Origin of the sequence: Pseudomonas sp. 58(2021), assembly GCF_017491585.1 — a bacterium.
Lineage (GTDB): Bacteria > Pseudomonadota > Gammaproteobacteria > Pseudomonadales > Pseudomonadaceae > Aquipseudomonas > Aquipseudomonas fluorescens_BT.
In genome coordinates, this window is sequence record NZ_JAFGYZ010000007.1 from 196744 (window position 1) to 221300 (window position 24557).

Consider the following 24557-nt stretch of genomic DNA (forward strand, 5'->3'; position numbering starts at 1 on the left):
CCATGAGCAAGCCCTTGATGTACCTGCTGGCCGGCAACGGCAGCGCCGCCGATTGGTGGGATGACGCGCTGCCGCATTTTCAGCGTTACGAGGTGGTGCCGCTGGAGCTGCCGGGCTTCGGCGCCAACCCGCAGCCGCCCTGTGAGGATCTGGCAGCTTACGCCCAGACCTTGTTGGCGATGACGCAAAAGGGCAGCGCGATCATGGCCGTCGGGGTCAACGCGTTGCTGGTGCTGCATGCGCTACAACGTCGGCCCGGGCACTTTGCTCGCAGTGTATTGCTGGCGCCGGTGGGCGCCTTTTTGTGGCAGCGCCGATTGCCGGCGCTTATGTCTCCGCTGCCAATCCGCAAGTCCATTCACTGGCTGCTGTCGAACAGACCCACGCTGTTCGCGCGCAAGTTTTCCAACCAGACCTGGACGCCCGCGCAGTACCAGCGCATGGGCGCCGGTTATGCGCGTTGCCGTGCGTTTGTGCCGCACTGGGATCTGATCCGTGCCGACACCGCGCTGCCATTGCTGGAGTGGATCACCGACCCGGTCGAGCTGGTCTGGGGCGATCAGGACAAGGTGCTCGGCATCGAGCAAGCGGCGGCATGGTCGGCGATTCTTGCGCGCGCGGATCTGACCATCAGCCTCCAACCCGGTTGGGGCCATTACCCATGGATCGACGCGCCCGCGCAGTTTGCGCAGTGGCTGGAGTCGGGCGAGCGCGGGTTTGTCGCGCACACCAAGGGCGGGCGTTTGCGTCTGGCGGAACTGGCCCGGCAACCGGTGCCGGCGGCGCTGACTCTCAACGATTGCAACGACCCGCGACTACCGGCCTTTCTCGCCCGCCAACCACAGGCGACCTGGGCGGTGCGCTCCTCCAGTTATGGCGAAGATCAGGCCGACTCGGCGAATGCCGGTTTGAGCACGACTTACCTGCGCGAGCCGACCGCCAGCGTGCCGGCGCGCATTGCCGAGCTGACTGCCGAAGGTGTCGAGGAAGTGGTGGTGCAGCGCTTCATCACGCCGCAGGTGTCGGGCATCGCGTTTGTGCGTCATCTGTCGGTGGAACTCGAATGGGTTGAAGGTCATCTTGAGTCCCTTGCCGACGGCCAGATCAGCCCGGAACGAGCGACGCTTTCGCGGCTCGGCGAAGCCTGGCGCAGCGGCACGTTCACGGCCACCCATGGGTTGGCCGAAGACGTGCTGTGGCGCTTTCTCCAGGATGTCTTGCGGGTGTTTCACTATGTGCCGGGCGATGTCGAATGGGCCTGGGACGGTACGCAACTGTGGCTGCTGCAATACCGGCCGATCAGCGACTACGGCTGGCGTCGGCACCTGACGGCCGCCAACATCGCCGAGATCCTGCCGCCGCAACCCAGCGTGCTGGTGGAGTACGCCCAGCGCCGGGCCGCCGCGAGCATTCCGGCGATCATGGCCCGTTGGGATACGCGGGTGTTGCAGGACAACGAGCCGTTCACGGCTGTATTTGGCGGTGCGTCCTACATCAACAACGACCTGTTTCTCGCACGGTTGGCCGACTGGGGCATCAGCGCCAGCAACTATGCCGGTGAAGTCGGCGGCGCGACCCCGCATCTGCCGTGGCGACCGCTGCGGATATTGCGTTCGCTGCCGTTGTTTCTGCGCATGCAACGTATCGCTCGCGGGCATTTGCTGAGCCTTGAACACGGCCTGCAACGCTTCGACCGGGAGCTGACCGACCTCGTCGCCCAGAGTGCTGACGGTCAGCAACTGGCCGACTGGTTCACCCGGTTCTATGTGTTCGTGGTGCAGGGCAATCTGTGTATCGCCACGGCGCTGGCCAGCAGCGGCGGGGACTGGCTGGGCCGACCGCCCACCGCTTACGACAACCTGGAAAACAGCCCTCATCGACTGCCGTGGGAGACCGATCCGGCCACTCCTCGGCCTGCGTCGAGCGCGCTTCCATTACAGGCCTTCCCGCAATGGTCAGGCCTGATCCGCCTCGCCCATTCGACCGGCCTGCCGGGCCTTCGTGGTTACTACCTGCAAGTGCGCGAGTGGTATCGCGACAACCTGATGCGCATCTTCTTCCGCCTGCATCACGCCATGCCGCTGGCGGATCGCGAACACTGGTTTGCGCCGCACCCGGACATCCGCACGCGCGACGGCAGCTTCTGGCAGGACGGCCGCGAAGGTGCCGAACAGGCCACCGGATTCATGATCTACCCGGGGCAGGTGCGGGGCATTCTTGGCGAAGACATCTTGCTGGAAGACACCCTCGATCCCGGGCGTCACGCGCACTATCAGGCAGCGCGGGCGGTGATTGCGCGAATGGGCGGGCGGTTGTCGCATGGTTCGACGTTGTTGCGGGAATTGCGCAAGCCTTCGGCGGTGATGCCGCAGGTGGATCTGGCGTGGATCGGGTGCGAAGTGTTGTATCGGGATGGTGAATTGGAATTGATGAATTCGAAGGATGTGAAGTGAAACGACTGCTGGTGTTATGCATGAGCTGGTTGCCAATGGCAGCGATGGCGTCGGATATCTGCAACGAGAAAAGCGATACCAAGACTTTTCTTACGCAATGGAAAGACAGTGGAGAAAGTGTCGAAGACATACATTCTGGCTTCTACGATGACGGATTTTCTCTAGAGCGTGGCAAGGTGGTGTACCAAGGCGATCTCAACGGCGATGGCCGAGACGACTTCATCTTCCTCTCCTATTCAAGTCACGGCTCGGCCGGCGACATGACGTACGCCTTCCTGATCCAGTGCCGTGGTTACTTGAAGCATACCGGCGGTGATTACTTTGCCGGGATCAAGGTTCTGGACGGTCCGCCCAAGAACGGCGGCGACGTCAAAGACATCGAGATCTATTCCTACATCAGGGATAAGCGCGGGCAGATTCGCTACAAAAAAAATGTAGCCATGACCCGGCCACATCTGTGGCAGTTCAACCCACAGACACAGCGTTATGAAGGTCAGTCTGAGTAAGCCAACGGTTCCCACTGCAGTTATGGAGTTAGTACTTGAAAGGATTTTCGATTGTTCTCGGCAGCTTGCTTTCAGCTGCCACTTCCATAGCATTCGCCGCCGATCCCGACTTCAAGGATTACGCCGTCACCCCCGTTTTCAGCGGCCCCAACCATGAACCGGTGCAGCAGGAACAAAGCAACCCGGTCATGGACAGCACCCGGGCGAAGATCCTGCAAGGCAAGGTCAACTTCGCCGGCCATTACATCCTGTACAGGTTCGGCTGTGGCGGCGGCGCCATTTGCGGCGAAGTGCTGGACGCCCAGACCGGTGATGTCGTTGGTGGTCTTCCGAATGCCTACGACGGCAGCACTTTCGACACGACGTACCTGCCCGATAGTCGCTTGATCATCATTTCCGGCGTCACGCTCGATGGCGAAGAAGACGCCCAGGGAAATCGCCTGGAAAACCGTAACCGGGATCGGTACTACGAATTCGTGAACAACGAGTTCCGGCTGCTTGGCATGACCGACGTGGAATCGCCGTCAATCGATGAGGAATGAGTGGATGAACCGTCTTCTAGCAGGCAGCCTTTCGCTGCTGCTCTCATTTCCAGCTTTCGCCGCTCCCCAGGACGCCTACACCCAGCGCGATGTCATGCAATGTGGCGGTGTTGAAGTGGTGATGGTGTCGTCGTGCCGATCCGTGACGGTGGATGACGCGGAAACCCACCTCATCCCGGTCTGCTCCGATCAGACGATCAACATTGGCGGCAAAGTGTTGCGCCGCAACATCGACAAGGTTTCACAGCTCACGTCTGACGGTAAGAAGACGAAGATGCTGAGTAACGTGGCAGTGGAGATGGATTGTGTAAAAGGAAGCAAGGGCAGCCTGGTGTTCATCGGCGGTTATGGCGGGTGTGGGTCCTGCCCGGAGTGGCGCGGGTATTACTCCACCGCTGGAAGGTTGGAGCATTACAGCTACAGCAATAGTTATCGGTCGTTTGGTTCGAAGGGTTCCTGGGAAGGGCTCATAGAGGCTTATGGCATCACTGAAAGACAGTTACAGCAAACAAGCCCTGCGGTTAAAAGGATCGACTATGGGCAGCCTTAGATCCGCACTATTGCTCGCGAGTCTGTTGCTGGCGAATGGGGCTACGGCAGAAGAAGTGCGAGTCACTGGAGTCGACGGGCACACACTGACATTGCATTTGAAAGCAAAGGTATGGCCCGAACACTCAGTGGAAGCGGCGAGTGCGACCTTTACCGCGAATGGAAAAACATTCCCGCTTTACGGAACCGATATCGGGGTCGAAGTCCTTCCTCGATGGCTTAGCCCTGACAAGAAGACCTTACTCGTGAACCAAACGATGTATGGAATGTTGTCAGACGGGAGTGGTGAAGACAGCTTCCAGTCACGAAGCCACTGCGATGTGATTTCGATGGAGACCGGTTGTGTCCTGCTTCAGCGTGATGATCAGTTCTGCGCTGGTAAATGGGTGGGCAATAGCTGGACTACCGACGAGGGTGAAGTACTCAAAGCTGAAATGGAGACACCTTCCCCACAGGCACTACTGAAAACCCTCTCGAACATTGAATCTGCGCAATATCGAGCCAGCGAGATCGAATGGAGCTTGGTCATGGGGGCGGATTCGTACATGGCTTGCCATCCACCGGCTCGCAATGTTCAGGGTATCAATGATCTTGGTTTCTATTTGGCTGAGGGCGGCAACGATGCACTGGCGCTGAAGTTGTATCGCGGCGTCGAGGCAGTCGGTAAACGCACAGTGCTAATGTTGAACATCGCCGATTCACTCTGGCGCCTTGATCGCAAAGACGAAGCGCAGCGCTATTACAGCCAGTACCGCGACGCGATGAGCGCCGACGGCAAGGCGCAGAAAATACCTCAACGTGCAGTTGAGCGATCCGTCATTCAGGGAATGAAAAATTGAACATGTTTGTGCGCTTTATCGCGTTGTCCTTTGGATGCCTGTTTGCCTCTTTCGCAATGGCCGATGACGACTGCAAAGAGATTTCCGTGAGCTCACAGGTCGATCGCTGCGTGGAGGCGGCCCGCAAGGAAGCCGATGCACAGCTCAATATCAGCTACAAAAAACTACTGGCGCGCTTCGAGTCTCAGCAGCGGAGCGACCCGGAGCAGGGCAAGACGCTGGTCGCCATGGCCAGAGAATCCCAGCGCGCCTGGATCAAGCTGCGCGACACCACGTGCCCGCTCGAAGCCACGGAAATCGAGCCTGGGATGGCCGCGCATGTCACGACCATCAACAACTGCATGGCCAGAATGAGCCTAGAGCGTGCAGCCTTCCTGGATGCGGTCGTCCCGGATGATCCGAGTGAAGTGATCGATGTCGCCAAGGTTTCCAGTTCTGCTTCGCAACGATACGGCGATGTGGTGGCTCGTTATGTCACTACGTTTGGCAGCCCCTGCCTCAATGTTCAGATCCTCGCGCCCAAGGGCAATTGGCGGGTGCTCTCCTCAAAACGGTTTTGCAGTTTTAATGGCAAATCGTTTTGGGATGGTTACGCCAGTGCGTTGTTTGAGGATCATGCATTCACTGCGGATGGTTTACAGCTGACGCTCAGCTTGTTCGAGCTTCGTGAGGAGGCAGAGAAGCGCCTCGCCTGTGTAATTCCGATTCAAAACGAGCAAATCAAAGAGCTGAGATGCGGCGCACCTGAGTCATCGTGAAACCATCAGCGTAAATATTTAGAAGATTGATCAGCAGGGAAGTGATCGGAATTGAACAGGCTCTTAAGTTGTTTTGGTGTGCTCGGGCTCATCGTCGGCTTGTCGGCTCAGCCGGCATCGGCAAGTGACACACAAACCATCGGAGAATTGCATCCCCCGGTGGTTGCTTCGTTGGGTGATCAAAAGATCACGGTGTTCTTTTTGAAGAACAACCTCAAGGGTCAGGTCAGGGGCGTGCATGTGCCAGGTGCCGAGATTTTCTACGCGCCCATGAATGCGGTGAATCCTTCGCTGAATTATGTGTGGAAGGTTGAAGACGAACAGATTGCCTCGGTGTTCTTCTTCGAGCGCAAATTCCCTGAGCGAGCGGGGAAGTCCATGTTTGTCCTGACAAAACACAAAGTTCTGGACGAACATTTCGAAGGAGATTCCTATTCGGTGCTGGAACTGCCGCTCTTCAAGGACGGCGACCACTTGGCTTTGCAGTTCTTTCGAGGTGACCCGCCAGACCCTGAGTTGCAGAACTGCCTTGACGGTATAAATCGAGAAGATGGCGTAGAAGTCGACTGTGCTTACAAGGATGCGACGAGCATCAAGAAGTACTTGGCGGATCTGGATGGAAGGATGATTTCGGATTCGAAACTGGATCAGAGCAACCGTCAGAAGCCACTCAAAACTGAGGGTGACAAGGCCAGTGTCGCTTGCCCCTCACCCAACTTTTCAACCTTCCTCTCAGCCTTCTCTGAGCGCGCAGAGGTGCAGAAAGCCTTCGTCCAGCAGCCGCTGAAAATGGTCACGACCGTGGCCGGTGATCCCGAACCCGAGATGCAAAAAAGCAGCCTCAGCGGCGATCAGCTCAAATTCCCGATCATCCCGGATGTAGCGAAGCGAGAGGCTCAGGGCCTGACGTTGACCGTCAAGGACGAGCAGGGTGATCACGCCGTTGCGATCCTGCAGAAACCGGATACCGATTATGTCTTCGAGTATCGGTTTGTCCGTGGGCAATGCTGGCGTCTGGAAGATGTGATGGATTACTCGCTTTGAAGCAGGTGGCAAGTTGAAAAGATTAGGTTTGATCGCGTTATTGCTGTGTTCTTTCACTGCTGTGGCGGGGCCGATGTTCCCGTCACTCACGTCGTGCAGGGACGTTGGCAGCGACTGTGCGCTGGCGCTGAAGGACAATTTTCTGGTGGACGCACACTCCGGGCAGCGTCTCTCCGAGACGGAGGAACCGGCTGGAGCGATGAGTGGCTTTTGGCTGTATCGAGATGGCGAGCGCTACATCCTTCAGGAAGAAAATTACTCCCAGGCGAAGTCGCGCCGTTGGCTGGTTTTTACTTACGACAGCGGCAAAGTTGTGCTCGACGGCGCTTATGTTTTCTCGATCGACATTGATATGAACACCGGGCCCTACTGGCATGGCTACGACTGCCGAGGTGATGCCAAGCCGTTCGCCGTGCCAACGAAAGACTCGTTCAGTGAAGTCGCTTTGGAGGCGTTATGCGGGGAGGCCGAAGGCTGGGTCGTCTCGGGCGGGGATACCAAGGTGCCGGTGTCGGCCAAAGGGCTGGCCGTCAGTGTTCCCGTTTATCACGACCGCAATCGTGAGGGTTCAGCGACGTACCTGTTTACTGAAAGCGATGTTCCGGATCTTTCGAAACTGGTTTGCCTGTCCAACTGTGCTGATGTCGCGCAAACGCCGGAGCGCGTTTCGCAGGAGACGGCGCCGTTGAAGCGCGGGCAGGATGGAACGTTGTGCTCGGATGATGAAGACATCTACTTCAGTTGCCCGTTGCGGGGCGGTAAGACGGTTTCTGTTTGTGCGACGGGAAACAGCAAGCCCACGGCCGGTTCTGTTCAGTATCGCTATGGTGTGCCGGGGAACATCGAGATGGTTTACCCAAAGAACGCTATGCCACCCAAGGGCAAGTTCTTTGTTGTAGATGCGTCGGAAGGCAGCGTGAACCTGAACATCATCAAGTTCAAAAGCGGTGCGTATACCTACCTCGTTAGCCAGGCCTTCGTAAGTTTTCTGACGGTGCTCAAGGGGGACGAAGTTGTATTCCGGCAGTCCTGTAATGCCGGTGGTCATGCTTACGTACATCGGTTGGCGGATTTCGGGTTGGAGACGCGACCCAAAAGCGCAGAGGACTTTCGCTAATCGCTGCTGCCGAAGATCAGGAAAGGGGACTCAACGTCCCCTTTTTCCCGCCCGCAATTCAGCTACGGCTTGCCCTGATACTCCCGAAACTCAATGTGATCGAGCGTGCCTTCCACCATCAACCGCACGCCATCGGCCATTCTGCTCAGGCCCAGTGCCATCGAGCGGCGGGGGCCGTCGAGGTCGTCGGCCAGGTTGGCGGCGATGGCGCTGATGGACAGGAGGTCTTCGGAGGCGTTGGCCATGAGGGCTTCGGCGTCGGTGTCGGGGCAGAGGGCGAACAGGCCGCCCAGGCGTTTGGGGCGTGAGGCTCTGGGTTTGAAGTGGTGGTCGAGGGCGCGTTCGGCGGCTTCGTGGAGTTTCTTTGAATCGAGGGATTCGTAGGGGGAGGTTTCGGGTGTTTCTGGGGGATTGGGTGTTGGTTTGATCATTGCGCAGCTTCCTGGAATTGTGAGGCCGACACCCATTCGCTTGCACTTCGAAAGAGGTGGCAGCTATGCGTTGGTGTGCAAGACCGGTCCAGGTGGCCGGCAGACTCGAGAGTCTCCGACGCACAGCCGCCATAACGATCCGCGAGCATAGGAAAACACTCAGCGAATTGCCATCAACGATTGTGCACCTGAACCGGACTTGCACGTCCGAGTCACCGATTTTGCGGTGACACACAGAGGCTATCGGTGATCTCCAAGTTCGCCTAGTTCATGGGTATCCCGGCGTATTGCGGGAAATTTCCCATAGGTTTGCGGGGGAGAAGATCAAAAGATCGCAGCCTTCAGCAGCTCCTACAGGAATGTGTTTCTTCAGGTGTAGGACGGGGACCAAGTCCAGAGGGTGAAATCGTGACTTGGTAGTCATCATGCGAGAAAATCGCTGCATCGTCTTCTATCCGTGCAAGATAGTGGCGAATCCGTCCGAATCCCTTACACTCCCCCAGCCGTTCATTTTCCTTTTGAGGCTGTGCGCATGAAATTTCGTTTTCTTCTGTGGATGCTGGGTCTGTTGATGGGTAAGGCCAGTCGGACAAATCCTGCGTTCCAGCAGCAGTTGGGTGACAAGGATCTGGTGTTTCAGCTACAGACTCTGGACGGGAAGGTGGCGCGGCATTTCGTGGTGAAGGACCAGCGCATTACCAGCAAGTCCGGGGTGGTGGCGGAGCCGGCGTTTGCGATTGCGTTCAAGGACGCGGCGTTCGGGTTTGCCACGATGCAGGCGAAGAACAAGCAGTTGGCGTTCATGCAGGGGATTCAGGACAAGTCGATCCAGCTCAAGGGCAACCCGGCGCTGGTCATGTGGTTTCAGGGGTTGATGAAGTATTTGAAGCCGCGGAAGGCCAAACAGAAGGCTTGAATCCGGTGTTTGGTCAGAAGAGAAGTCGTGGCGAGAGAGATTGCTCCTACCAAGGCGCAAAGCGGCCCGGACACATGAGTGTCAGGGCCACTAGATGATGTCAGTCAATGCGATTCTATAGCTGTCTTTTAGTTACTGGCTCATCTTTTGAAAGCATTTCCGTAGGAGTCAGGTCAATCGACATATCGTCAACATCTATCGAGCGAAAGGAGTAGATGTTCACAATTACTTCGTCGCTTCCAACAGGCACTCTTAAAAAAATGTAGCCCTCAAGTGTTTGCCACTCATGGTGTTTTATATCAGGGGGTTCTAGTTCAACGCGTAATGCGATGTGCGCTCCTGGATATCCATTTCCGACGACCACCTGTACGCCAATCATTTTTTCCATATCGGATTGCGTGCGAATTTTTATACTGAATTTATAGGGTTTCCCAACATCAAAATTAATATCTTTCTGAAAATCAACTCCGTTGTATGCGTATGGGGCGTCGGAGCGGTAGAAGTAGTTTTCTCTGTCTCGGATTATTTCTCCATTCTGGCCACCAACAACTTCCCATCCGTTCGTATGGCCTTTCGTAAAGTCAGTGAAGTCTATTGATGATGTATTAGCCATATAATCCTCTTCTTCTCATCTGGTTTTATTGATACAACAGGAATTGAGAGCGCAGTCTCTACCTGGAACGCGGAGGCGTAAACTGTAGTTTCTGACAGGTTTTTATAGCTTTTCGAAGTGAGGGTGCTAACTCTGTAGAATAAGTGTTGGTTGTTTTTTCTTTTTCAGTGAGCGAGGTTTGTTTTAATCTGGCTTATTTGTTTTCACGTTTCTCTAACAGGCTCGATCTATGAGTTCAAAACGGAGTTTTCTCATTCGCCACTATACCGGCCGAGAACAAGCAGATGGCGTTCATACAGGGGATTTAGGGCAGTTCGATCCAGCTCCAGCGCAAACTTGCGCTGGTGATTTGATTTCAGGGGTTGACCAAGTATTTGAAGTCTCGTAAGCCCAAGCCCTGAGCCTGGTGTGAACGAGCAACAAAAAGGCCCCACACTCGTTTGAGTGTGGGGCCTTTTCTATGGACGCAAATCATGGTGGTCGGGACGGATCTGTTTTTTGGAGGGGAAGAAAAAAAATCAACAAAATTGAGCGTTATAACGCCGATGGACCTATAGATAAAAAATTTTGTGGAGTGGGCTACATAACTCTTGATGGTGTGCCGGGTAGCGCTGTGGCCGCATCCTTAGCATTGACGACAGATAATCGAGTGGCTTATCTCGTTAAAGACATCTGGGCTTCAGATTCTATCGTACGAATTTTGGCTTGAGCAAAGTGATCTGCCTTAAGTGTCGCAAACGACGTACTCCCACAGTTAGCTGTTGAAGCACTGTGGGAGAGCGGCAGGCTCGAAAGCCTCCCACACACAGCCGCCTTAACGACCCGCGAGCATAGGAAAATGCCCGATGAATTGCCATAAGCGATTGTGTGCCCTATCGGACTTGCACGTCCGAGTCACCGATTTTGCGGTGACACACAGAGGCTATCGGTGATGTCCAGGTTCGCCTAGTTCATGGGTATCCCGGCGTATTGCGGGAAATTTCCCATAGGTTTGCGGGGGAGAAGATCAAAAGATCGCAGCCTTCAGCAGCTCCTACAGGAATGTGTTTCTTCAGGTGTAGGACGGGGATCAAGTCCAGAGGGTGAAATCGTGACTTGGTAGTCATCATGCGAGAAAATCGCTGCATCGTCTTCTATCCGTGCAAGAGAGTGGCGAATCCATCCGAATCCCTTACACTCCCCCAGCCGTTCATTTTCCTTTTGAGGCTGTGCGCATGAAATTTCGTTTTCTTCTGTGGATGCTGGGTCTGTTGATGGGTAAGGCCAGTCGGACAAATCCTGCGTTCCAGCAGCAGTTGGGTGACAAGGATCTGGTGTTTCAGCTGCAGACTCTGGACGGGAAGGTGGCGCGGCATTTCGTGGTGAAGGACCAGCGCATTACCAGCAAGTCTGGCGTGGTGGCGGAGCCGGCGTTTGCGATTGCGTTCAAGGACGCGGCGTTCGGGTTTGCCACGATGCAGGCCAAGAACAAGCAGCTGGCGTTCATGCAGGGGATTCAGGACAAGTCGATCCAGCTCAAGGGCAATCCGGCGCTGGTGATGTGGTTTCAGGGGTTGATGAAGTATTTGAAGCCGCGGAAGGTCAAACCCAAGATTTGAGGCCGTTCAGTTCGGCCATTTGGCTGTTGTAGGTATTCGCACTGTCATTTCTGACAGGTGAAATCTCGTCATTTTCAGAGCATTGTCAGGTTGCGTTCGAAGTTGAAGAATTTCTATGCAACCTTGAGGATTTATGAAAATGAATCGAAATCTGAAAAATACTCAACCTGGTCAGCCGGATCCGGATTTTGCTACTGGCGGTAAGCTGACGTTTCCTACAAGAGAACTTTCTGGAAATGATTGCAATGGTCTCATGGCGCTGCCAGACAACAAGTTTCTAGTTGCGAACTATCAGGAAGGAGGTGAGTCCATTTATGTCGCACGGATGACCAGCCAAGGGCAGATTGATGATGGATCCGGGTACGGTGATGGGAACCGGGGCGTTGCTAAAATATCTTTGCCTGGTGAGTACGTCAGTGTTAATGGTCTTGGATCTCTGAGGGATGGCGGTTGTTTGATATCGGCGCAAACACTCACTCGTGGTCAAATACTCATTAGATTATCGAGTAGTGGTGCCTTGGTAGAGGGTTTCGGTAAGGGCGGTGTACTTGCTATTGCTGATCTTGGGATCGCAACAGTAGGTCAGAAATGGGAACCCAAGAAAGATTCGGCATCTCGACACGATCTCTTGCCCAATGAGGCAAGTAACCGGACTAGCCCCGCAACGCGGCTTTCTTTTGCTGAGCAGCCAGATGGAAAAATCGTATTCGCCAGCACTGTAGAAAGCCAAGAGTCTAGCGCGGGAGCTGTCGTGCGTATTACTCCTCTTGGTGGGTTAGATATAACTTTCAATAAGGTAGGCTATGCGATTGCTGAACTTGGAAGCGGCTTGGATAGCATAGGTGGAGGCGTGGCGTCTCAGCGGGACGGACGTTTGGTGCTGTTTGGCGCATTCTATTCTGAAGCTGGAAGGGGGGCTTTCGCGGTACGTTTTCACGCGGATGGAACGTCTGATGAGCAATTTCAAACGCTAAAGCTACTTGGCCCGACCATCGCCGGCATGAGTATAAGGGCGCGCGACGATTTGATTGCTCTTGTCGGAGACCGTCCTCAAGGGTTTGAAGAAGGGCAGGGCGTGATTATTGTCTTGAATCACAATGGGGTGCCCAATCGGGTTTTTAATGAAGGGCAACCGTTGTATACGAAGTTACAGCCTATGGGCGAGAAGTGGCATCGGTGCGCGTTTAGTGGAGTGGGAGATAATACACTAACTGTCGCGGGTACAACTGCAAGTAGTTTTTTAACTGATAAAACGCATTCCCTCATTGCGCGTTTTGAATTAACGTCTGCGCTGGATCGGAAGTTCAACGGCAAAGGCTGGTATGGATTCGACGAGCCTCCTCATTTGGAAGTTACAGGTGATATGGCAATCTTGCGGGATGGCGACATTCTTGTAAGCGGTGCACTTCATGCAGGCCGTGATCAGCTCCTTCCTTATGCCAGCTTTGTCATCAAGTTGAAAGGATAGTTAAAGAGGCTCGCTCCCACAGAAGCTGTGAAACCCTGTGGGAGTGGGCCTGTTGAGTTTTAGGCCTGGCTGAACTGCGAAGCCAGTTCGCGCAGCAGCACTTCCGCCTCAAGCACTTTGCTGACCACATCATTGGCCTTGTCGCGGCTCAGGCCAACGCGTTCCAGCAGCGCATCCGGAATGTCTTCATCCGGGCCGGAGCCGATGCCGCGGCTGCGCAGCAGGCGCACGGCCAGGCAGACGAGGTTCGGGTATTCGGCGTAGGCGCCGTCGTAGTTCGGGTCGTGCTGGAAGCGCAGAGCGGTGGCCAGTTCCTCCGGCATGTCCCAGTAGCGCATCAGCCAGGAGCCGATCTGTTCGCGGCTGATGCCCAGCAGGTGTTGCTCGACATAGCTGTGGCACAGGTGCGGGTTGACCTCCAGGTGGCGGCAGATCAGCGAGAAGTGCGGCGGGAACACGTGGGCCAGCAGCAGGTAGCCGAAGTTGTGCAGCAGGCCGGCGAGGTAGGTCAGGCCGGATTCCGGGCGCTGGGCACGCGGCATGGCGCGGGTCAGGCCTTCGATGACGGCGGCGGTGTAGATCGACTGCTGCCAGTACGGCGTGGTGTGCTGCGGGTGATCCTTGGGCAGGCTCAGGGTCTTGCCGAGGGCCAGGCCCAGCGCCAGGTTGATCACCAGATCGAAGCCCAGCACGCGCACGATCGCGTCTTCCACCGAACGGATCTTGCCCGGCGACGCGTAGTACGGCGATGCCGCCCAGCTCACCACTTGCGCAGCCAGCGCCGGGTCGGTTTCGACCACGCCGGTGATGTCGTCGATGGTGGCGTTCGGGTCAACGCGCAGCTTGATGATTTTTTGCGCGGTTTCGGCCAGCGGCGGAATCTCGATGGTCGCTTCCAGACGCTGCTGGATGCGTCGCGCGGTGAACGCCTGCACGGCCTGGGTGATTTCCTCGCGGTCATCGTCCGGGCGGTCGAGGTTCGGGCGGATGCTGCTCAGGGCTTCGCCGAAGTTGGCGGCGCTGGCCTTGGTCAGCATGGTCTTGAAGTCTTCGCTGGCGATTTCCAGCAGCAGGCCCGGCTCGCCGGAGTTGATCAGCAACTTCGGCTCGCGCAGCAGGCTTTCTTCGTAGAGGCACGGCGAACTGGTCAGCGCCGGCAGGCCCGGCAGCAGGCTCAGGCTGTGTTTGCCGAGCATCTTTTCCAGGCGCTCGGTGGACACGGCGGTCAGGCGACGGCCCGTCAGCTCGGCGAGGCGGTTGAGATCCAGCAACTGGCTCTGTGGAAACAGCACCATCAGTGCACCGACTGCGTCGTCCAGCAACACGGCCTGCACTTTGCGCGAAGCATTGAGGCCGTGGTGGTCGAGTACCTCTTCGTAGGCGACGCCCAGCTTGTTGAGCAGCAGCCGAATAACAGACGGAGCGTGCGGGGATTCGGGGGCGAGAGCAGCTTCGGTCATGGTCTGTATCCGTTTTTGAAACAATTGCTGGAGTATAACCAGCTTGGTTGGAACGAGCTGTCAGAAACTGCGACGGTGCTCACACTTGGCCGTATTGCTGCCCGTGTCGCAGCCAGCGGTCGAGCAGCGGGCTGACGTGGGTGGGCCAGCGCTCAAGCAAGGCCTGGGCGGCATCGCGCACGGCGGGCAGCAGATCGGCGTCGCGCATCAGGTCGGCGACCTTGAATTGCAGCAGACCGGTCTGGCGGGTGCCAAGCATCTCGCCGGGGCCGCGCAGTTCGAGGTCTTTTTCGGCGATGACGAAACCGTCGTTGGTCTCGCGCATGATGCCCAGGCGCTGGCGGCCGATCTGTGACAGCGGCGGATGGTAGAGCAACACGCAATGGCTGACCGCGCTGCCCCGGCCGACGCGGCCACGCAACTGGTGCAGTTGCGCAAGGCCCAGGCGCTCGGGGTTTTCGATGATCATCAGGCTGGCGTTGGGTACGTCAACGCCGACTTCGATCACGGTGGTGGCAACCAGCAGTTGCAGGTTGCCGGCCTTGAACTCGGCCATGACGGCGGCTTTCTCGGCGGGTTTCATGCGGCCGTGGATCAGCCCGACCTTCAGTTCGCCGAGGGCGGCGGTCAGGTCTTCGAAAGTGGTTTCGGCGGCCTGGCAGGTCAGTTCTTCGGACTCTTCAATCAGCGTGCACACCCAATAGGCCTGACGGCCCTCGGCGCAGGCACTGCGCACCCGCTCGATGACTTCGACGCGGCGGGTGTCGGTGACCAGTACGGTGTTGACCGGGGTTCGGCCGGGCGGCAGCTCGTCGAGGATTGAGGTGTCGAGGTCGGCGTAGGCGCTCATCGCCAGCGTCCGCGGAATCGGCGTGGCGGTCATGATCAATTGGTGCGGACACATGCGCCCGCCGACGCCTTTCTGCCGCAACGCCAGACGCTGCTGCACGCCGAAGCGGTGCTGTTCGTCGATGATCACCAGTGCGAGGTTCTTGAACTGCACTTCGTCCTGGAACAGCGCGTGGGTGCCGACCACCATCGGCGTGCCGCTGGCGATCTGCTCCAGCGCGGCGACGCGGTTCTTGCCCTTGAGCTTGCCAGCCAGCCACGCCACGTCGATGCCCAGCGGTTCGAGCCAGCGCTTGAAGGTGATGAAGTGCTGTTCGGCGAGGATCTCGGTCGGCGCCATCAGGGCGACCTGATAACCCGCCTCCAGCGCTTGCAGCGCAGCGAGGGCGGCGACCACGGTTTTGCCCGCGCCGACGTCGCCCTGAATCAGCCGCAGCATCGGTTCGTGCTGGCTGAGGTCGTAGGCGATTTCGTTGCCGACCCGCTGTTGCGCGCCGGTCGGGTTGAAGCCGAGGTTGGCCAGGTATTTCGCCGGCAGCTTCGTGGCTTTCGGCATCGCCGGTGCGCGCAGGGAGCGCATGCTTTCGCGCAGGCGCTGCTGGGACAGTTGATGGGTCAGCAGTTCTTCGAAGGCCAGACGATGCTGGGCCCAGTGATGACCGAGGGCGAGTTCGTCGACGTCGGCATCGGCGGGCGGGTTGTGCAGGTAGCGGATCGCATCGGCCAGCGGCGCCAGTTGATAGTCGCGAGCCAGTTCGGTCGGCAGCCAGTCGGGCAGGGTGGCCGGCTTGAGCAGGGTCAGGGTCTGCATGCACAACTGACGCAGGCGGGCCTGGGTCAAGCCTTCGGTCAGCGGGTAGACCGGGGTCAGGGTTTCATCCACCGGCGGCGGTTCGTCGCCGTTGATGGCGCGGTATTCCGGGTGATAGATCTCCAGCCCCGAGGCGCCGGGCCGTGCTTCGCCGTAGCAGCGAATCCGCGTGCCGCGCTTGAGGCCTTCTTTCTGCGCGTTGCTGAAATGGTAGAAACGCAGGCTCAGTCCACCGGTGCCGTCCTGCAAGCGCACCACGAGACTGCGGCGCCGGCCCATGACCACGTCGGCACCGCTGACGGTACCTTCGACCACGGCGTCCTGTCCCGGCCGCAACGCGCCGATCGGCACCACGCGGGTGCGATCCTGATAACGCAGCGGCAGGTGGAACAGCACGTCCTGAAGGTTTTCCAGGCCGACCTTGGCCAGTTTCTCGGCCATGGCTTCACCGACACCCTTGAGTGCGGTGACCGAGACCTGCGACAGCTCAGTCATGACGCTGACTTAACCGGCCGTAACCGGCGCGGCAGGTTTGGCGACCGAGCACAGGCGTATGGAGTCGGCGAGGATCTCGATGGCTTTCGGCCGCGGGAAGCTGGCGCGCCAGGCAATGGCCACGGTGCGGAATGGCACCGGTGCCGACAACGGACGCACTTCGATCACGCCCGGAGCGTAGTGATGGCTGTCCACCGCCGACAGCGGCAGGATCGAGATGCCCAGGCCGGACGCGACCATGTGGCGAATGGTTTCCAGCGAGCTGGATTCCACCGTGGTGTGCTTGGCGCCGTCGTTGCCCTTGGTCAGGGTCGGGCAGGCTTCCAGCACCTGATCGCGGAAGCAGTGGCCTTCACCGAGCAGCAGCAGGCTCTTGTCGTTGAGCAGGGCGGCGTCGATGGACTCTTTCTGGGTCCACGGGTGCTGGGCCGGCATCAGGACGTAGAACGGCTCGTCGTAGAGTTGCAGGGTCAGCACGTCGGCTTCGTTGAACGGCAGGGCGATGATGATCGCGTCCAGTTCGCCGTTGCGCAGTTTGTCGCGCAGCACGTGGGTGAAGTTTTCTTCGATGTACAACGGCATCTGCGGGGCGACCCGGTGCAGTTGTGGAATCAGATGCGGGAACAGGTACGGGCCGACGGTGTAGATCGCGCCGACTTTCAGCGGGGCGGTCAGCTGGTTCTTGCCGGCCTGGGCCAGTTCGCGGATGCCTTGGGCCTGCTCCAGTACTTTCTGCGCCTGGGCGACGATGCCTTCACCGACCGGGGTCAGGCGCACGGCGCTTTTGCTGCGCTCGAAAATCAGCACACCGAGTTCGTCTTCAAGCTTTTTCACGCCCACCGACAGGGTCGGCTGGCTGACGTGGCAACGCTCGGCCGCGTGGCCGAAATGCTGCTCTTGGGCGAGGGTAACGATGTAGCGTAATTCTGTGAGGGTCATAGCAAGCGTCCATGAAGATGCGGGCCAAGCATACCGGCTGCAATCGATAGACGCACGTTATCAGACTGAGTGATGAATGCCACACCGGACAATGCCTGTTTGCCGTTTGCAGATATGACAAAGGCACCTTTCGGTGCCTTTGTCTGTCCGGTGCAACTCCAACGGGGGCGTTGTGCGTCAGCGGCGCTTCTCGATCGAGTACACAAACGGCGCAACAATTTCGATGGAGCCGTTGTTCAGCATGTCCGCCGGTGGTTTGGGCAGCGGCTGGGCACGACGGATCATTTCCAGGGTGGCCCGGTCCAGATCAGCGTTGCCGGAGCGGTCCACCAGCTCGAACGACAGCACATTGCCTTCGCCATCGACCACGAAACGCAGGCGGTTGGTACCGGTCTTGTTCCGTGACCTGGCGCTGTCCGGGTACTTTTTGTACTTCTGCAGATGCGCGAGCAGCGCACCCTGCCAGCTGGCCTTGGCCGCCAGTTGTGCTGGCGACGGACCTGGTGCCGGCTGGGCGGATTTCTCCGTTGGTGCCTGGGTCTGCTGAGGTTCTGCCGGTTTTTCCTCGGAAGGTTTTTCCTTCACGGGTTCCGGTTTCTTCTCGATCGGCTTCGGCGGTTGCGGTTTGGGCTTGGGTTTTGGTTTGGGCTTGGGCACGGCAATTTCTGCCTTGGGTGCTTCGGCCAGTTTCGGGATTGGCAGTTCTTCAACCGGAGCCGGTGGCTGCGGTGGCGTGACGACTTTTGGCGGTGCAGGCGGTGGCGGGGCCGGAACCGGTGCCAGCTCGACCATCATCGCCTGCGGCGGCAATTCGATGGGAGGGCGGGTGGTCCAGTTAAGCGCCAGCGCGATGGCCAGCGCATGCACACCCAGCACCACGGCCAGGCTACCGCTGTAACGCGTCAGCTTATGGCGCGTCGTGATCATTTCTTGACTGCGCTCTCAAGGCCGACCAGACCGACTTTCAGATAACCGGCGCTGCGCAGCTTGTCCATCACGCTCATCAGGTCGCCGTAGTCCACGCCTTTGTCGGCCTGGAAGAAGATGGTGGTGTCTTTTTTGCCCTGAGTCCTGGCGTCGAGCATGGCGCCGAGGGTTTCGGCCTTGACTTCGTCGTCACCGATGTACAGGCGCTGATCAGCCTTTACGCTGAGGAACACCGGTTTCTCCGGCCGCGGCGCCGGTTTGGCGGTCGAGGCGGGCAGGTCGACTTTGATGTCCACGGTGGCCAAAGGCGCGGCCACCATGAAAATGATCAGCAGCACCAGCATCACGTCGATGAACGGCGTGACGTTGATTTCGTGGTTCTCGGCCAGATCGTCGTCTGCGCCTTCTTTCAAATGCAGGCCCATGGCCGATTACCCCACTTTGACCATGTGCGGCTGCGAGCTGCTGCGCTCAGGCTGGTGGTCGAGGTCGCGGCTGACCAGCAGCAGGACTTCTGCCGATGCATCGGACACCTGAGCCTTGTAACCGGCGATGGAGCGGGCGAACACGTTGTAGATGACCACGGCAGGAATCGCGGCCACCAGACCCAGTGCGGTAGCCAGCAACGCTTCAGCGATACCCGGTGCTACGACAGCAAGGTTGGTGGTCTGGGTTTTGGCGATGCCGATGAAGCTGTTCATGATGCCCCACACGGTGCCGAACAGGCCGACGAACGGTGCGGTGGAGCCGATGGTGGCGAGCACGCCGGTGCCGCTGCTCATGTTGCGGCCACAGGCGGCCACCAGACGCTCGAGGCGGAAGCTGACGCGTTCCTTGATGCCTTCTTTCTCGCGGGAATTGGCCGACAGGCGCATTTCTTCGAGGGCGTCATGCACCAGCAGGTTGGCGAGGGTGCCTTCTTTCGCTGCGGTGGTGCTGGCTTCCTTGAGGGTGGTGGCTTTCTTCAGGGCGGCGATTTCGCCACGCAGGCGACGTTTGGCACCCATCAGCTCGAACCCTTTGGCAATCCAGATGGTCCAGGTGATGATCGAAGCGATGGCCAGACCGATCATCACGATTTTCACGATGATGTCGGCATTCTTGTACATGCCCCATGGCGACAGGTCGTGGGCCATGCCCAGGGAGTTGTCGGCTTCGAGGACTTCCGGTGCGTCGGCGGCGCTGGCGTCTACGGCCTGCACCGGAACGGTCGCGGCAGGTGCGGCGGCCGGAGCGCTCTGCTCGGTGGCGGCTGGTGCGGCCGGGGTTTGTGCGTCAGCGAAGGCGGCGGCCGGCGCCAGCATCAGGCTGAGGAGCAGGGCAGCCACTGCGCTCCAGGCGCGAGGTCGGTTGGTTGGCGAAGCGGGGTTTTGAATGCGTGTCATGCTGGCCGGACCTGAGATAGAAAAACGGTGATGCTCTTCCAGGCCTCGTGAGGCCGAGAACAAAAGTGACGTGCATTATTGCAAGTAATTCTTGTTAACAGAAGTAATAGAGTTGCTTTTTTTCCTTCATTGCTAGCCGCTCGTCCCCTGTCGAGGCTAGTCTGTCGCTTTCCGATGGGAGATTTTTGATGTCCGCGCCCTCTGTTTTGATCGCCGGTTGCGGTGATGTCGGCAGCCGTCTGGCCACGCAATTGCTGGCTGCCGGCTTTCAGGTGTATGGCCTGCGCCGGAATATTTCACGTTTACCGGACGGCGTTATCGGTGTCGCCGGTGACTTGTTCAATGAGGATTGCCCCGAGACCTGGCCGGTGGGTGCCATCGATTACCTGGTGTATAGCGCGGCGGCCACCGATCACGATGAGGCCGGTTATCGCGCGGCGTATGTGCAGGGGTTGCAGCATGTGCTGGGTTGGCTGAACGATTACGGTCAGGAGCCTGAGCGGTTGCTGTTCGTTTCCAGCAGCAGTGTTTACGGGCAGCAGAACGGCGAATGGGTCGATGAAAAATCCGAAACCGTTGCCGCGGGTTATTCCGGTCGGGTGATGCTGGAGGCCGAGCAGGTTGCGCTCAACAGCGGTATTCCTGCGAGCATCGTGCGCCTGACCGGCATTTACGGCCCCGGCCGTGAATGGCTGCTGACCCAGGTACGTCGGGGATATCGGGTGGCGGTCGACCCGCCGCTGTATGGCAATCGCATCCATGCCGATGATGCGGCGGGGTTGATGGCGTTTCTGCTGGAAGCGGATCGCAAGGGCGTGGCGCTGGATGACATCTATATCGGCGTGGACGACGCGCCGGCGCCTTTGGCCGAGGTGGTGGCGTGGCTGCGCGAGTATCTGGGTGTCACCGAATGGTCGGAAGACGAGAGCGTGCGCCGCACCGGCAGCAAACGTTGCAGCAATGCCCGTGCGAAGGCGCTGGGCTGGGTGCCGAAGTATCCGAGTTATCGTGAGGGGTATGCCGCGATTCTTGAGGGGCGCTGCTGACTTTCAGGCATTACAAAGTAAATGTGGGAGCGAGCCTGCTCGCGATGAGGTCATAACATTCAACATTGATGCTGACTGTCAGACTGCTATCGCGAGCAGGCTCGCTCCCACATGGGATCTCTGTAGCTTCAGAGGCTGGTTACTGCTTCTCGAGCAACCACTTGCGCTCACCCGGGGTGAACTGCGGTTGTTCGTCCGCCAGTGCGGTGTTCACGGCCTGCAAAATTTCAAGCTCCTTGCCTTTGCGCACGAAGATCCAGTTGTTGCCCTGACCGTTCTGTTGCAGCCACATGCTGTCGTTGCCGCTGCTCATCGATGCGCAGTCGCCCGCCAGGCACAGGGCATAGCGGTCGGCGCCCGGCAGGCCGGAGACTTGTCCGTCGGCCTGGAATTGCACCGTGGCACCTTCGCCCTGGCCGCTGGCGATTGTCCAGTTTCCGCCCAGGTAGGCCGAATACAGCGCCCGTTCGAAGCTGGCGCCGATCGGTGCGCCCTCCGGCACCGGAATCTGCGCGCGGTCGAAGAGCTGCTGTGGTTCATTTTCGCTGGCGGCCTGGTGCAACTGGCTGCCGTCACGTTTCAGCTCGCTGGCCGAGCTGCCATAGAAATCGACTTTCCAGGCGCCGGACTGTTCGCCGAGCAAGCGACCTTCCACGTTTTCGAAACCGTTGGTGTAGCGGGCCTGACTGGCCTTGGTGTTGATGTCCCATTCCAGGTTCGGGCCGTAGGCCTGAAGCGCTTCACGCAGGGGGCCGCCCTTGGCGGCGGCATCGATGGCGATCTGGTTGATCCAGGTGCCGCTGATGTCACGGTCGGCAGGGTTGCTGGCGCAACCGCCGAGGAAAATGGCGAGCAGCGAGAGAGCAAGCGCTTTGCGCATGGTGGAATCCTTTCAAAACCTTTTCTTTACCGCAGAGCAGTCGGCGCGACCTTGAAGGGCCGCGCCGTGCGCATTACTCGATGACCAGAATGGCATCCATTTCAACCTGCGAACCCTTTGGCAGGGCAGCAACGCCGATGGCGGCGCGCGCCGGGTACGGCTGGTCGAAGTACTTGCCCATGATCTCGTTGACCTTGGCGAAGTGGCTCAGGTCGGTGAGGAAGATGTTCAGCTTGACGATATCCTTGAACGAACCGCCGGCGGCTTCGGCCACGGCTTTCAGGTTCTCGAAGACCTGGACGGTCTGGGCTTCGAAACCTTCGACCAGCTCCATGGTTTTCGGGTCCAACGGGATCTGGCCCGACATGTAGACAGTGTTGCCAGCCTTGATCGCCTGGGAATAAGTACCGATGGCGGCCGGGGCCTTGTCGCTGGTGATAACGGTCTTGGTCATGTATGACTCCTTGTAATGGTGGGCTCAGGCACGCATGCGGGTGATGCGGATCACGCCGGTCAGTGCGCGCAGTTTCTTGATCACGCGGGCCAGGTGCACACGGTCGTGGACGCTGACCACCAGTTGGACGACGCTGATGCGGCCATCGCGTTCGTCCATGCTGATTTTCTCGATATTGCCGTCGGCTGCGTTGACGCTGCTGGCCAGCAGGGCAATCAGGCCGCGCTGGTGTTCCAGCTCGACGCGCAGTTCGACGTTGAATTCACCGGTGACATCCTTGGCCCACGAGAGCTGGATGCATTTTTCCGGGTTGTGGCGGATTTCGCTGATGTTGCGGCAGTTGTCCAGGTGCACGACCATGCCTTTGCCCGCCGACAGGTGCCCGACAATCGGGTCGCCCGGAATCGGCGTGCAGCACTTGGCGTAGCTGAGGACCAGACCTTCGGTGCCGCGAATCGCCAGCGGGCCTTCCGGGCTTGGCAGTTGTTCGCCTTCGCCCAGCAGGCGGCGGGCCACGACGTAGGCCATGCGGTTGCCCAGGCCGATGTCTTCCAGCAAGTCTTCGATCAGTTCGAGGCGGTACTCGGTGAGCATCGCCTTCACGCGTTCGGCCGGAATCTGTTCCAGCGCGCTGTCGAAACCGTTGAGCACCTTGTTCAGCAGGCGTTCGCCGAGGCTGATGGATTCGGAGCGGCGTTGCAGTTTCAGCGCATGACGGATGTGGGTCCGCGCCTTGCCGGTGACCACGAAGTTGAGCCACGCCGGGTTCGGCCGCGCGCCGGGGGCGCTGACGATCTCGACCGTGGAGCCGCTTTGCAACGGTTCGGAGAGCGGTGCGAGACGACGGTTGATCCGGCAGGCGATGCAGCTGTTGCCGACGTCGGTGTGCACCGCGTAGGCAAAGTCGACCGCCGTGGAGCCTTTGGGCAGCTCCATGATCCGGCCTTTGGGCGTGAACACGTAGACCTCGTCCGGGAACAGGTCGATCTTCACGCTCTCGATGAATTCCAGCGAGTTGCCGGCACGTTGCTGCATTTCCAGCACGCCCTTGACCCACTGACGGGCCCGGGCATGGGTGCCTTTGGGCTGTTCGTCGCCGCTGGATTTGTACAGCCAATGGGCGGCGATGCCGTTGTTGGCCATCTCCTCCATTTCGCGGGTGCGGATCTGGATTTCGATCGGCACGCCGTGCATGCCGAACAGTGTGGTGTGCAGCGACTGATAGCCGTTGGCCTTGGGGATCGCGATGTAATCCTTGAAGCGCCCCGGCAACGGTTTGTACAAATTATGTACAGCACCCAGCACGCGGTAGCAGGTATCGACCTTGTCGACGATGATCCGGAACGCGTAGACGTCCATGATCTCGTTAAAGGCCCGACGCTTGCCGCGCATTTTCTTGTAGATGCCGTAGAGGTGTTTCTGGCGACCGCTGACTTCACCCTGGATGCCGTCGATGGCGAGGCAGTGGCCAAGGGATTCCTCGATCTTGTTGACGATTTCCTTGCGGTTGCCCCGGGCGCGTTTGACGGCCTGGTAGATCCGCGCGGAACGCATCGGGTGCATGGCCTTGAAGCCGAGGTCTTCGAACTCGATACGGATCGCGTGCATGCCCAGCCGATTGGCGATGGGTGCATAGATCTCCAGGGTTTCCTTGGCGATGCGCCGGCGTTTTTCGCCGGACAGCACTTCCAGCGTGCGCATGTTGTGCAGGCGGTCGGCGAGCTTGACCAGGATCACGCGAATGTCGCGTGCCATGGCCATGGCCATTTTCTGGAAGTTTTCAGCCTGGGCTTCGGCCTTGGTCTCGAAATTCATCTGGGTCAGTTTGCTGACCCCGTCGACCAGTTCGGCCACGGTTTCACCGAACTGCGCTTGCAGCGCTTCCTTGGCGATACCGGTGTCTTCGATCACGTCATGCAGCATCGCGGCCATCAGGCTCTGATGGTCCATGTGCATGTCGGCAAGAATATTCGCCACGGCAAGAGGATGCGTGACGTACGCCTCGCCGCTACGGCGGCGTTGGCCGTCGTGGGCTTGTTCGGCGTAGAAATACGCTCGGCGGACCAGGTTGACCTGGTCGTTGCCGAGGTAGGTCGATAAGCGATCGGCGAGGGCGTCTATGCTCGGCATGATGTCTCCTGCCGCAAGCTGTGATCCCGCGCCGTGCTACGTCGACCAGGCATAGGCTTAGACGGCCTCGTTGGACTCGTCCTCGAACGCAGCGAAGACCGGGTCTTCGTGGACGATTTCCTGCTCGGCGATGAACTCGTAGCTCATCAGGCCTTCAGCGATTTCACGCAGCGCAACTACGGTCGGTTTGTCGTTTTCCCACTGAACCAGGGGCTCTTTGCCGCCGGTGGCCAGTTGACGGGCACGCTTGGTAGAGAGCATGACCAGCTCAAAGCGGTTTTCCACGTGTTCTAGGCAGTCTTCAACGGTTACGCGGGCCATGGTATTCCTCGGAGCGAATGCAATAT

25 protein-coding genes are annotated in these 24557 nt (G+C 58.7%); 13 read left to right on the forward strand and 12 right to left on the reverse strand.

Annotated features, from left to right (window positions below; translation table 11 throughout):
• Positions 1-2: 2 nt before the first annotated feature.
• Genes J5M72_RS10495 through J5M72_RS10530 form a run of 8 tightly spaced genes read left to right on the forward strand, consistent with a single transcriptional unit; the run spans position 3 to position 7808 of the window.
• Complete coding sequence (locus tag J5M72_RS10495) at positions 3-2453, forward strand: alpha/beta fold hydrolase (protein WP_207865418.1); 2451 nt, start codon at positions 3-5, stop codon at positions 2451-2453.
• The gene (locus J5M72_RS10500) at positions 2450-2959 is read left to right on the forward strand and encodes a hypothetical protein (protein ID WP_236192136.1); all 510 of its coding nucleotides are present in this window, start codon (positions 2450-2452) and stop codon (positions 2957-2959) included. Before J5M72_RS10495 ends, J5M72_RS10500 begins: the two co-directional genes overlap by 4 nt.
• Positions 2960-2994: 35 nt before the next feature.
• Positions 2995-3501, forward strand: a complete 507-nt coding sequence (locus tag J5M72_RS10505) for a hypothetical protein (protein ID WP_243433270.1) — start codon at positions 2995-2997, stop codon at positions 3499-3501.
• Positions 3502-3505: 4 nt separating this feature from the next.
• On the forward strand, positions 3506-4051 hold the full coding sequence (locus J5M72_RS10510) for a hypothetical protein (RefSeq protein ID WP_207865419.1): 546 nt from the start codon (positions 3506-3508) through the stop codon (positions 4049-4051).
• Positions 4038-4889: a tetratricopeptide repeat protein gene (locus J5M72_RS10515; RefSeq protein WP_169432724.1), complete on the forward strand. Its 852-nt coding sequence runs from the start codon at positions 4038-4040 to the stop codon at positions 4887-4889. Before J5M72_RS10510 ends, J5M72_RS10515 begins: the two co-directional genes overlap by 14 nt.
• Positions 4890-4891: 2 nt before the next feature.
• Positions 4892-5647, forward strand: a complete 756-nt coding sequence (locus tag J5M72_RS10520) for a lysozyme inhibitor LprI family protein (protein WP_169432723.1) — start codon at positions 4892-4894, stop codon at positions 5645-5647.
• A gap of 51 nt (positions 5648-5698) precedes the next feature.
• Positions 5699-6691 carry a hypothetical protein gene (locus J5M72_RS10525; protein WP_243433271.1) on the forward strand — a complete coding sequence of 331 codons (993 nt, stop codon included), beginning with the start codon at positions 5699-5701 and terminating at the stop codon, positions 6689-6691.
• A gap of 28 nt (positions 6692-6719) precedes the next feature.
• Positions 6720-7808, forward strand: coding sequence for a hypothetical protein (locus J5M72_RS10530; RefSeq protein WP_243433272.1), 1089 nt, complete (start codon positions 6720-6722; stop codon positions 7806-7808).
• A 62-nt stretch (positions 7809-7870) separates the two neighbouring features.
• Here J5M72_RS10530 and J5M72_RS10535 read toward each other — a convergent pair whose 3' ends face one another.
• A complete protein-coding gene (locus tag J5M72_RS10535; RefSeq protein WP_243433273.1) occupies positions 7871-8239 on the reverse strand; it encodes a DUF6124 family protein in 369 nt (122 codons plus the stop codon).
• 532 nt (positions 8240-8771) lie between these two features.
• Between J5M72_RS10535 and J5M72_RS10540 the strand changes: the two genes are divergently transcribed.
• Positions 8772-9155 carry an SCP2 sterol-binding domain-containing protein gene (locus J5M72_RS10540; protein WP_207865421.1) on the forward strand — a complete coding sequence of 128 codons (384 nt, stop codon included), beginning with the start codon at positions 8772-8774 and terminating at the stop codon, positions 9153-9155.
• Between the two features lie 115 nt (positions 9156-9270).
• Here J5M72_RS10540 and J5M72_RS10545 read toward each other — a convergent pair whose 3' ends face one another.
• Entirely contained in the window at positions 9271-9768 is a 498-nt protein-coding gene (locus tag J5M72_RS10545) for a hypothetical protein (RefSeq protein WP_207865422.1), read from the reverse strand.
• A 460-nt stretch (positions 9769-10228) separates the two neighbouring features.
• On the opposite strand from J5M72_RS10545, the gene J5M72_RS10550 reads away from it, so the two are divergent.
• From J5M72_RS10550 to J5M72_RS10560, 3 genes are all read left to right on the forward strand, one after another.
• Positions 10229-10477 carry a hypothetical protein gene (locus J5M72_RS10550; RefSeq protein ID WP_207865423.1) on the forward strand — a complete coding sequence of 83 codons (249 nt, stop codon included), beginning with the start codon at positions 10229-10231 and terminating at the stop codon, positions 10475-10477.
• Between the two features lie 505 nt (positions 10478-10982).
• Positions 10983-11366, forward strand: coding sequence for an SCP2 sterol-binding domain-containing protein (locus J5M72_RS10555; protein ID WP_169432469.1), 384 nt, complete (start codon positions 10983-10985; stop codon positions 11364-11366).
• Between the two features lie 139 nt (positions 11367-11505).
• Positions 11506-12834, forward strand: coding sequence for a hypothetical protein (locus J5M72_RS10560; protein ID WP_207865424.1), 1329 nt, complete (start codon positions 11506-11508; stop codon positions 12832-12834).
• 59 nt (positions 12835-12893) lie between these two features.
• On the opposite strand, the gene J5M72_RS10565 is transcribed toward J5M72_RS10560, so the two are convergent.
• The 6 genes from J5M72_RS10565 to exbB form a co-directional block, all read right to left on the reverse strand.
• Positions 12894-14294 (reverse strand): aminoacyl-tRNA deacylase and HDOD domain-containing protein, encoded by a 1401-nt coding sequence (locus tag J5M72_RS10565; RefSeq protein ID WP_169432467.1) that lies wholly within the window; start codon positions 14292-14294, stop codon positions 12894-12896.
• 79 nt (positions 14295-14373) lie between these two features.
• Positions 14374-16449: an ATP-dependent DNA helicase RecG gene (recG, locus tag J5M72_RS10570; RefSeq protein ID WP_011336566.1), complete on the reverse strand. Its 2076-nt coding sequence runs from the start codon at positions 16447-16449 to the stop codon at positions 14374-14376.
• A gap of 9 nt (positions 16450-16458) precedes the next feature.
• Positions 16459-17388, reverse strand: a complete 930-nt coding sequence (locus tag J5M72_RS10575) for a hydrogen peroxide-inducible genes activator (protein ID WP_007954418.1) — start codon at positions 17386-17388, stop codon at positions 16459-16461.
• Positions 17389-17565: 177 nt separating this feature from the next.
• Positions 17566-18315 carry an energy transducer TonB gene (locus J5M72_RS10580; protein ID WP_207865425.1) on the reverse strand — a complete coding sequence of 250 codons (750 nt, stop codon included), beginning with the start codon at positions 18313-18315 and terminating at the stop codon, positions 17566-17568.
• Positions 18312-18740 carry a TonB system transport protein ExbD gene (gene exbD, locus J5M72_RS10585; protein ID WP_169432465.1) on the reverse strand — a complete coding sequence of 143 codons (429 nt, stop codon included), beginning with the start codon at positions 18738-18740 and terminating at the stop codon, positions 18312-18314. Before exbD ends, J5M72_RS10580 begins: the two co-directional genes overlap by 4 nt.
• Before the next feature lie 6 nt (positions 18741-18746).
• The gene (exbB, locus tag J5M72_RS10590; RefSeq protein ID WP_207865426.1) at positions 18747-19700 is read right to left on the reverse strand and encodes a tonB-system energizer ExbB; all 954 of its coding nucleotides are present in this window, start codon (positions 19698-19700) and stop codon (positions 18747-18749) included.
• Positions 19701-19888: 188 nt separating this feature from the next.
• On the opposite strand from exbB, the gene J5M72_RS10595 reads away from it, so the two are divergent.
• Positions 19889-20746 (forward strand): SDR family oxidoreductase, encoded by an 858-nt coding sequence (locus tag J5M72_RS10595; RefSeq protein ID WP_207865427.1) that lies wholly within the window; start codon positions 19889-19891, stop codon positions 20744-20746.
• 139 nt (positions 20747-20885) lie between these two features.
• Here the strand turns inward: J5M72_RS10595 and J5M72_RS10600 are convergent, their stop codons facing one another.
• The 4 genes from J5M72_RS10600 to rpoZ form a co-directional block, all read right to left on the reverse strand.
• Positions 20886-21626, reverse strand: coding sequence for a hypothetical protein (locus J5M72_RS10600; protein ID WP_169432462.1), 741 nt, complete (start codon positions 21624-21626; stop codon positions 20886-20888).
• Positions 21627-21699: 73 nt separating this feature from the next.
• Positions 21700-22080: a RidA family protein gene (locus tag J5M72_RS10605; RefSeq protein WP_003229509.1), complete on the reverse strand. Its 381-nt coding sequence runs from the start codon at positions 22078-22080 to the stop codon at positions 21700-21702.
• A 24-nt stretch (positions 22081-22104) separates the two neighbouring features.
• A complete protein-coding gene (spoT, locus tag J5M72_RS10610) occupies positions 22105-24210 on the reverse strand; it encodes a bifunctional GTP diphosphokinase/guanosine-3',5'-bis pyrophosphate 3'-pyrophosphohydrolase (protein ID WP_007954439.1) in 2106 nt (701 codons plus the stop codon).
• Between the two features lie 57 nt (positions 24211-24267).
• Positions 24268-24531 (reverse strand): DNA-directed RNA polymerase subunit omega, encoded by a 264-nt coding sequence (rpoZ, locus tag J5M72_RS10615; RefSeq protein ID WP_003229503.1) that lies wholly within the window; start codon positions 24529-24531, stop codon positions 24268-24270.
• Positions 24532-24557 lie beyond the last annotated feature (26 nt).

Coding starts and splice junctions, on each gene's coding strand:
- J5M72_RS10535 (WP_243433273.1), bottom strand. CDS start 8,239: ATGATCAAACCAACACCCAATCCCCCAGAAACACCCGAAACCTCCCCC.
- exbB (WP_207865426.1), bottom strand. CDS start 19,700: ATGACACGCATTCAAAACCCCGCTTCGCCAACCAACCGACCTCGCGCC.
- recG (WP_011336566.1), bottom strand. CDS start 16,449: ATGACTGAGCTGTCGCAGGTCTCGGTCACCGCACTCAAGGGTGTCGGT.
- J5M72_RS10580 (WP_207865425.1), bottom strand. CDS start 18,315: ATGATCACGACGCGCCATAAGCTGACGCGTTACAGCGGTAGCCTGGCC.
- J5M72_RS10605 (WP_003229509.1), bottom strand. CDS start 22,080: ATGACCAAGACCGTTATCACCAGCGACAAGGCCCCGGCCGCCATCGGT.
- J5M72_RS10595 (WP_207865427.1), top strand. CDS start 19,889: ATGTCCGCGCCCTCTGTTTTGATCGCCGGTTGCGGTGATGTCGGCAGC.
- J5M72_RS10565 (WP_169432467.1), bottom strand. CDS start 14,294: ATGACCGAAGCTGCTCTCGCCCCCGAATCCCCGCACGCTCCGTCTGTT.
- spoT (WP_007954439.1), bottom strand. CDS start 24,210: ATGCCGAGCATAGACGCCCTCGCCGATCGCTTATCGACCTACCTCGGC.
- rpoZ (WP_003229503.1), bottom strand. CDS start 24,531: ATGGCCCGCGTAACCGTTGAAGACTGCCTAGAACACGTGGAAAACCGC.
- exbD (WP_169432465.1), bottom strand. CDS start 18,740: ATGGGCCTGCATTTGAAAGAAGGCGCAGACGACGATCTGGCCGAGAAC.
- J5M72_RS10555 (WP_169432469.1), top strand. CDS start 10,983: ATGAAATTTCGTTTTCTTCTGTGGATGCTGGGTCTGTTGATGGGTAAG.
- J5M72_RS10575 (WP_007954418.1), bottom strand. CDS start 17,388: ATGACCCTCACAGAATTACGCTACATCGTTACCCTCGCCCAAGAGCAG.
- J5M72_RS10515 (WP_169432724.1), top strand. CDS start 4,038: ATGGGCAGCCTTAGATCCGCACTATTGCTCGCGAGTCTGTTGCTGGCG.
- J5M72_RS10540 (WP_207865421.1), top strand. CDS start 8,772: ATGAAATTTCGTTTTCTTCTGTGGATGCTGGGTCTGTTGATGGGTAAG.
- J5M72_RS10520 (WP_169432723.1), top strand. CDS start 4,892: ATGTTTGTGCGCTTTATCGCGTTGTCCTTTGGATGCCTGTTTGCCTCT.
- J5M72_RS10545 (WP_207865422.1), bottom strand. CDS start 9,768: ATGGCTAATACATCATCAATAGACTTCACTGACTTTACGAAAGGCCAT.
- J5M72_RS10600 (WP_169432462.1), bottom strand. CDS start 21,626: ATGCGCAAAGCGCTTGCTCTCTCGCTGCTCGCCATTTTCCTCGGCGGT.
- J5M72_RS10550 (WP_207865423.1), top strand. CDS start 10,229: ATGGACGCAAATCATGGTGGTCGGGACGGATCTGTTTTTTGGAGGGGA.
- J5M72_RS10510 (WP_207865419.1), top strand. CDS start 3,506: ATGAACCGTCTTCTAGCAGGCAGCCTTTCGCTGCTGCTCTCATTTCCA.
- J5M72_RS10495 (WP_207865418.1), top strand. CDS start 3: ATGAGCAAGCCCTTGATGTACCTGCTGGCCGGCAACGGCAGCGCCGCC.
- J5M72_RS10560 (WP_207865424.1), top strand. CDS start 11,506: ATGAATCGAAATCTGAAAAATACTCAACCTGGTCAGCCGGATCCGGAT.